At 66.8% G+C, this 6840-nt stretch carries 6 protein-coding genes; 1 reads left to right on the forward strand and 5 read right to left on the reverse strand.

The annotated features are described in order from the left end of the window. Nucleotides 1-16: 16 nt before the first annotated feature. Complete coding sequence (gene lipB, locus R1L06_RS13545; protein WP_032130311.1) at nt 17-727, reverse strand: lipoyl(octanoyl) transferase LipB; 711 nt, start codon at nt 725-727, stop codon at nt 17-19. After that, a complete protein-coding gene (locus tag R1L06_RS13550; protein WP_005411067.1) occupies nt 715-993 on the reverse strand; it encodes a YbeD family protein in 279 nt (92 codons plus the stop codon). Before R1L06_RS13550 ends, lipB begins: the two co-directional genes overlap by 13 nt. A 261-nt stretch (nt 994-1254) precedes the next feature. Between R1L06_RS13550 and R1L06_RS13555 the strand changes: the two genes are divergently transcribed. Then, nucleotides 1255-2328: a lipid A deacylase LpxR family protein gene (locus R1L06_RS13555; RefSeq protein ID WP_317217950.1), complete on the forward strand. Its 1074-nt coding sequence runs from the start codon at nt 1255-1257 to the stop codon at nt 2326-2328. A gap of 174 nt (nt 2329-2502) precedes the next feature. Here the strand turns inward: R1L06_RS13555 and R1L06_RS13560 are convergent, their stop codons facing one another. The 3 genes from R1L06_RS13560 to mltB all read right to left on the reverse strand — a co-directional run bounded on the left by R1L06_RS13560 (nt 2503) and on the right by mltB (nt 6243). Beyond that, nucleotides 2503-3726, reverse strand: coding sequence for a D-alanyl-D-alanine carboxypeptidase family protein (locus R1L06_RS13560; protein ID WP_317217951.1), 1224 nt, complete (start codon nt 3724-3726; stop codon nt 2503-2505). 100 nt (nt 3727-3826) lie between these two features. Then, on the reverse strand, nt 3827-5101 hold the full coding sequence (locus R1L06_RS13565; protein WP_317217952.1) for a septal ring lytic transglycosylase RlpA family protein: 1275 nt from the start codon (nt 5099-5101) through the stop codon (nt 3827-3829). Next, a complete protein-coding gene (gene mltB / locus R1L06_RS13570) occupies nt 5098-6243 on the reverse strand; it encodes a lytic murein transglycosylase B (protein ID WP_049400491.1) in 1146 nt (381 codons plus the stop codon). Before mltB ends, R1L06_RS13565 begins: the two co-directional genes overlap by 4 nt. Nucleotides 6244-6840: the final 597 nt, after the last annotated feature.

A 6840-nucleotide genomic window follows, 5' to 3' on the forward strand; every position in this document is an offset into this window, starting at 1 on the left:
CAGTTCCGGGGGGCGGTCAGGCGGCCGCAGAAAGATCAGGCAGTTCGGGCGTGGGCTGCAGCAGCAGGCCGAACTGGCGGGCCAGGTGGTCCAGCAGCACCGGCTTGACGGCCTCCATCCCGGAGGGCCCGCCCAAGTCTACTACCGAGGTCACCTGCAACCCCTGATAGCCACAGGGGTTGATACGGTGGAAAGGTTCCAGGTCCATGGCCACGTTGAAGGCCAGGCCATGGAAGGTACAGCCGCGGCGCACGCGGATGCCGAGCGCGGCGATCTTGGCGCCACCGACATAGACGCCCGGGGCGCCCTCGCGGCGTTCGGCGCCGATGTTCCACTCGGCCAGGGTATCGATGATGGCCTGCTCGATGCGGCACACGTAGTCGCGCACACCGATGCCCAGCCGTGGCAGGCGCAGCAGCGGATAGACCACCAGCTGGCCGGGGCCGTGATAGGTCACCTGGCCACCGCGGTCCACGTGCAGCACCGGGATCTCGCCCGGCGCCAGCACATGCTCGTCCTTGCCGGCCTGGCCCAGGGTGAATACCGGGTCGTGCTCGACCACCCACAGCTCATCGGCGTCGGCCTCGCTGCGCTGGTCGGTGAAGCGCTGCATGGCGCGCCACACCGGTTCATAGGCCTGGCGGCCGAGGTCGCGGACCAGCGCCGGGCGCGGCGCGCGGTCTTCCGGCGCGGCTTCGGCCGGGCAGCTGTCGGCTACAGCGTCCACTTCACTTCCGGGTGGTCGCGCAGTGCCTGGTGCGCCAGGTCGTACTGTTCGCGGCTCTCGGCCTTGAACACGATGCGCACGGACACGTACTTGCCGTTGGAGGAATGCTTCCAGCTGATGCGTTCATTCACCACATCGATGCCGGCAGCCAGCAGCAGGCGGGGAAGCTCATGTTCCAGGCCGCGGTTGGCCGGGCCCATGGCACTGAGCTCGAACTGGCCGGGGAACTGGAAGCCGTGGTCGGGGTTGTCGGACTTGATTTCCATGTCCCCATTATCGGGCCGCAGGCCAACAAACCCAAGAGTATTCATCAACGTCAAACAGTGCACCGGTGAGTCGCTGCGTTGCAGCTGAACGGCCGTTCAGCATTGGCCGTTGCCCCTTGGGGCGCCGCAGGACAGTGCAGGATTGTCTTCACGAGACAATGTCGTTTTCGGAACAGACAAGTGATTCGAACGCGCTCGTTCCATCACGCCCGCACGAGTACCGTGTCGCGGCATATAACGACAGACAGAAAAAACCTCCACATGAGCCCCCCTTCCCAACGCCGCCTTGCAGCCCTCGGGCTGTCCGGCCTGCTGGCTGCTGCCCTCCCCCTCGCCGCCCAGGCGGCCGAACAATGTGGCCCGGACGCGATGCGCGACCACCCTCCGCAGGTCAATTTCCGCGTTGACAACGACCTGTTCGGCGGCCGCCACCAGGACCAGGGCTATACCAATGGTGCACTGTTGACCCTGGTCTCGCCCAATCTGGTCGATTACACCGACGACCCCTGCCTGCCACGCATGGCCCGCTGGGTGAACCAGTACCTGGAAGGACTGCATCCGGGCAAGTTCGAACAGCAGAACATGATCTTCAGCATCGGCCAGGGCATCTTCACCCCGACCGATTTCAGCCGCAGGGACCTGATCGAGGACGACCGCCCTTACGCCGGCGTACTGATCGCAAACTTCGGTTTCAATGCGCGCAGCGGCGACCGCCTGCAGACCACCCAGCTGACGCTGGGCGTGGTTGGCCCGTGGGCACAGGGCAAGCAGGTGCAGAATGCCGTGCACGAAGTGCTGGGCGACGAGAAATTCAAGGGCTGGGACAACCAGCTGCACAACGAGCCCCTGTTCATGCTGACCCATGAGCGCATGCGCCGCTGGCCGGGCGATGCCAGCGTCAATGCCGACGGCTGGGGTTGGGACGCGATCAGCCACTACGGCGGATCGATCGGCAACCTGGAAACCAAGGCCAACCTTGGCGGTGAAGTACGCTTCGGCTGGAAGCTGCCGGACGACTTCGGCAGCACGCCGTTGCGCCCGGCCGGTGAGAACACTGCGCCGACCCGCGGCGGCCGTCGCAATGGCTGGTCCTGGCACCTGTTCGCGACCTCGGACGCCGCCTGGGTGATCCGTGACATCACGCTGGATGGCAACACGTTCCGCAACAGCCACAGTGTGGACAAGCGCCATGTGGTGGCCTACGGCGGCTATGGCGTGGCGGTGATGTACGGACGCTGGAAGTTCGCTGCGGCGCGTTACCACAGCACGCGCGAGTTCAACGGCCAGCGAGAAGCGCCGGTGTTCGGCAGCTTCACCATCAGCCGCTCGCTGTAGGTAGGTGCCGACCGTTGGTCGGCACACCGGGGCCGGCTTATCCGGATGGGTTCATGAGGAGCCGGCCAGCGGCCGGCACTACCCACATCCGGCAGGATTCATGCGCAAGCGGCATCCCGAAACAGAAAAGGCCGGCATTTGCCGGCCTTTTCCCTCACCACGCCGGGGCGTGGATCATTCCGATTCCCACCACATCCAGAAGCTGTCCCACAGGCGCTTGAAGAAGCCGGCCTGTTCGACGGCAGCCACCGCCACCAGCGGCGCTTCGGCCACCAGCTTGCCATCCAGCATCACCTTCACGGTGCCGATCTGCTGGCCGGCGGTGAACGGTGCTTCCAGGGTCTTGGGCACGTCGATGCTCGGCTTCAGGTCGTTGTAGCGGCCGCGCGGCACGCTCACCAGCATCGGCTGGGCCACGCCCAGCTGCACCTTGTCGGTGGTGCCCTTCCAGACCTTGTGCTCGGCCACGGCCTTGCCCGGCTCGTACAGGCGGTGGGTCTCGAAGAAGCGGAAACCCCAGTTCAGCAGGGCCAGGCTGTCATCGGCACGCTGCTTTTCCGACTGGCCGCCCAGCACCACGGCGATCAGGCGCTGGTCGCCGCGCTGGGCCGAGCTCATCAGGCAGTAGCCGGCTTCCGAGGTGTGGCCGGTCTTGATGCCGTCCACGCTGCCATCGCGCCACAACAGCAGGTTGCGGTTCGGCTGCTTGATGTTGCCGACCTGGAATTCCTTGATCTTGTTGTACGCGTAGGTTTCCGGGTAATCGCGCACCATCGCACGGCCCAGCAGCGCCAGGTCGTAGGCGGTGCTGTGGTGGCCCTGCGCAGTCAGGCCATGGGCGTTGACGAAGTGCGAATTCTTCATGCCGATCTTCGCGGCATAGCTGTTCATCAGCGAAGCAAAAGCTTCTTCGCTGCCTGCCACGTGCTCGGCCAGGGCGATCGCGGCGTCGTTGCCGGACTGGATCGCCATGCCCTTTTCCATGTCTTCCAGGCGCGCGGTCTGGTTGACCGGGAAGCCGCTGTAGCTGCCATCGGTACCCGCGCCACCTTCGCGCCAGGCGCGTTCGCTCATCATCACCTGGTCATCCGCACGGACCTTGCCGTTCTTGACCTCGGCGGCGATCACGTAGGACGTCATCACCTTGGTGATGCTGGCCGGAGCCAGCTGTTCGTTGATGTTTTCACCGGCCAGCACCTGGCCGGTGGCGTAATCCATCAGCACCCAGGCCTTGGACACGCTCGGCGCCGGCGCCGGCGGAGTGGCGACGGTGGCCGGGGCGGCAGCGGCGGCGGCGGCAGGCGCCGGCGTGGCCGGAGTCGGCAGCGGCGTCTGGGCGGAAGCCAGGCCCACCACCAGGGTGGCGGCCAGGGCGGTGGCGGCGGAACGGAAATTCATTGGACAGCAGGCTCCAGGGGACGGCCGGGAATGGAGGGTGGAACGTAGCGGCCATTGTAAGGCCGGGGCAGCATGGGCCGGCAGCACCGGCCCGGGTGGATCAATCCTTGACGATCTGCGGCGAACCCAGCCCCAGACCGGCGATGCGGCCGACAAGTTCCGCGGCACTGGCATGGTCGCTGGCGGGAACGCGCAGGCGGAACAGGGTACGGCCACCGGCGGCGATGTCACTGATGGTGGCACCGACGATGCCGGCGGCGTTGAGCTGGCCCATCGCGCGGTTGGCGTTGTCACGGTTGGAGAAGCTGGCAACCTGCACCATGACTGCGCCCACCACCTGCTGCGACAGGCTGGGGGTAGCGGCGGCGGTGCGGACCGGTGCCTGCGCAGCGGCGCGCGGCGTGGTACTGGCAACGACCGCCGGAGCCGGCGCGTATGCGGTGCTGCGCACCGGCGGAGCACTCGGCGGCAGGCTGCTGACCGCCACATCCGGCACGGTGCTGGCCACGCCCTGGGTGGTGGCCGGCTGGCCACGCGCCGGCATGCCATCGGCCGGCAGCCCCTTGACCAGGCGATCGATGTCGCTGTCGGCGGCGGCACGCGCGGTCGGTGCCGGGCGCGCACTGGCTACAGCGCTGGCGGCGGCCGCTTCCGCAGCACGACGCTCGCGGCGCGACGGCTTCTGCGCCAGCAGGTTGCCCTCACCCGGCTGCAGCGCGCGCACTTCCACGTTGCCGGTGCCGCGCTGGGTGATGCCCAGGCGCACGGCAGCGGCATAACTGAGATCGACCACGCGGCCATCATGGAACGGACCGCGATCGTTGACGCGCACGATCACCGACTCACCGTTGTCGAGGTTGGTCACGCGGGCGAAGCTGGGCAGCGGCAGCGTCTTGTGCGCAGCGGTGAACTGGTACATGTCGTAGACCTCACGGTTGGAGGTCAGGCGGCCGTGGAACTTGGCGCCGTAGTACGACGCGGTGCCGCGTTCGACATAGTTGCGGGTGTCGTCGAGCACTTTGTACGACTTGCCCAGCACCACGTACGGCGTCTTGTTGCCGATCGCCGAGCGTTCTTCCGCGGTCACTTCCGGCTCGGGGATGCAGGCCACGTTGGGAATGTAGTCCGGCGTGCTGTCACGCACGCCCGGCTTGTACAGGCCACCGGCGGTGTAGTTGCCGCGGGTGCTCAGGTCTTCCTTGGCCGCCGCGTAGGGCGATCCTTCCGGGCAGTGTGCCGGGCGCGGGCCGCGCCCCTGCACCAGGGTGCCGCCGGACTTGCCACCATGGCCGGCCGTGGCCGGCCTCTTCGGCGCGCTGCTGCAGGCAGCCAGCGCGAGGACGATCAAGCCTGGGACCAGCCATCTGATGTTCATGCCGGGGGCAGCTCCTGTCCGGCGATGGCCTGGGACAACTGGAACACGGCCATCGCGTACATCTTCGAGAGGTTGTAGCGGGTGATCGCGTAGTAGTTCTGGAAGCCCAGCCAGTACTGCTTGCCGGTGCTGCCTTCAAGCGTGATCGGCGTGGCGGTGGCGCCCGGCTGCACCGCTGCGCTGGGCTGGTAGCCACGCTTCGCCAGGTCGGCCAGCGACCAGGTCGGCATCCATTCGGTCGGATTGAATTCCTCGCGGCCCGGCGCCAACGTGGCCGGCACGGCCACCTGCCCGCCACGCACCCAGCCACCCTTCTTCACGAAATAGTTGGCGATGGACGAGAACACGTCGTCGTAGCTGGTGAACAGGTCGCGACGGCCGTCGCCGTTACCGTCCACCGCGTAATCGAGGTAGCTGGACGGCATGAACTGGCCCATGCCCATCGCGCCGGCATAGCTGCCCTTGAGCGTGGTGATGTCCAGGTTCTCTTCGCGGCCCAGCTCGAACAGCTTGGCCAGCTCATCGCGGAAGAACAGCTCGCGGCGCACTTCGCGTTCCAGCTTGGCCGGGTCGCCGCTGCGCGGGTAATAGAACGCCAGCGTGTACAGCGCATCGAGCACGCGATGGCTGCCGGCATTCTTGCCGTAGCTGGTTTCCACGCCGATGATCGCCACGATCACTTCGGCCGGCACGCCGGTGCGCTGCTGCACGCGATCCAGTTCGGCGCGATGCTGGGCCAGGAACGCGCGGCCGCCATCGATGCGTGCCTTGCTGATGAACATCGGCCGGTATTCGTTCCACGGCTTGACCCGCTCGGCCGGGCGCGACATCGCGGCGATGATCGGCTGGCGCACCTGCGCCTGGTCGAGCACGCTGCTGATCTGCTCCGGCTTCAGGCCATAGCGCTTGGCGGTATCGGCAATGAAGCGGGCCCGTGCGACCTCGAACGGCACCGGGGTGAGATCGACCGGCGGCGCGGTGGCAGCAGCGGCTTCGGGCGCGGCCTCGGCCGGGCCATGGGCCTTGGCGGCGGGCTGGCGCGGCGTACTGCTGGCCTGGGGCGAAGACGGTGGGGACTTCGGCTGGGTCGCGCAGGCGACCAGGCCGAGGGTGAGCATGCAGGCCAGAGTGCGTCGAATCATCGTCGCAGGTTAGCAGGTCATGGATGAATTAAAACCCCTAACACCATGAATCACAACGATTTGCCTGCGAGCAGCGGGGAATGTGAAGACGTCGTGATCACACTATCCCCATTCAGATAGAGGTTGCCGGTTGCGTCCCCATCCCCGCAGACGCAACCGGCGACCGGATCCGGTCGGTACCCGCGCGGCTGCCGCTCCCCAGTGGCAGTGCTCCGCGCTCCCTGTACCCGTTGGATCAGTACTGCTTCCCGCCCGACGCCCCCTCGCGCTGCAACGATTGACGGCGCGCCGTGCCGAACGGGCCGCCATTGTGCAGGCCGATTACGACAAGTCCATTGATCAAGATCAACGCGCTGTAAAAGTGTGAACCAGCTAACGCTTTTTCCGGACTTTGGTCAGTGGGCGTGCTGCCGTGCATCGTTGTGAGAACGCTTCCACAACGGGCGTTGCGCAGAGTCAGGAAGTCTCCAGCCAACGGCGCAGCCCCTCGTGTGTGGTCGCGAAAAGCGGCTCATGTGTGGGGCGGGCGCGGTGGGTTCGCGGGACACGCCGTAAACCCGTCCCTGGGGGCTCGATGGCGCCATCCATGGCGCCAAC

Origin of the sequence: Stenotrophomonas mexicanensis (assembly GCF_032911605.1) — a bacterium.
Classification (GTDB): domain Bacteria; phylum Pseudomonadota; class Gammaproteobacteria; order Xanthomonadales; family Xanthomonadaceae; genus Stenotrophomonas; species Stenotrophomonas maltophilia_A.

Bases quoted from the DNA above. Each gene is read 5' to 3' on its own strand.
- R1L06_RS13550 (WP_005411067.1), bottom strand. From the start codon at position 993: ATGGAAATCAAGTCCGACAACCCCGACCACGGCTTCCAGTTCCCCGGC.
- R1L06_RS13555 (WP_317217950.1), top strand. From the start codon at position 1,255: ATGAGCCCCCCTTCCCAACGCCGCCTTGCAGCCCTCGGGCTGTCCGGC.
- R1L06_RS13560 (WP_317217951.1), bottom strand. From the start codon at position 3,726: ATGAATTTCCGTTCCGCCGCCACCGCCCTGGCCGCCACCCTGGTGGTG.
- R1L06_RS13565 (WP_317217952.1), bottom strand. From the start codon at position 5,101: ATGAACATCAGATGGCTGGTCCCAGGCTTGATCGTCCTCGCGCTGGCT.
- mltB (WP_049400491.1), bottom strand. From the start codon at position 6,243: ATGATTCGACGCACTCTGGCCTGCATGCTCACCCTCGGCCTGGTCGCC.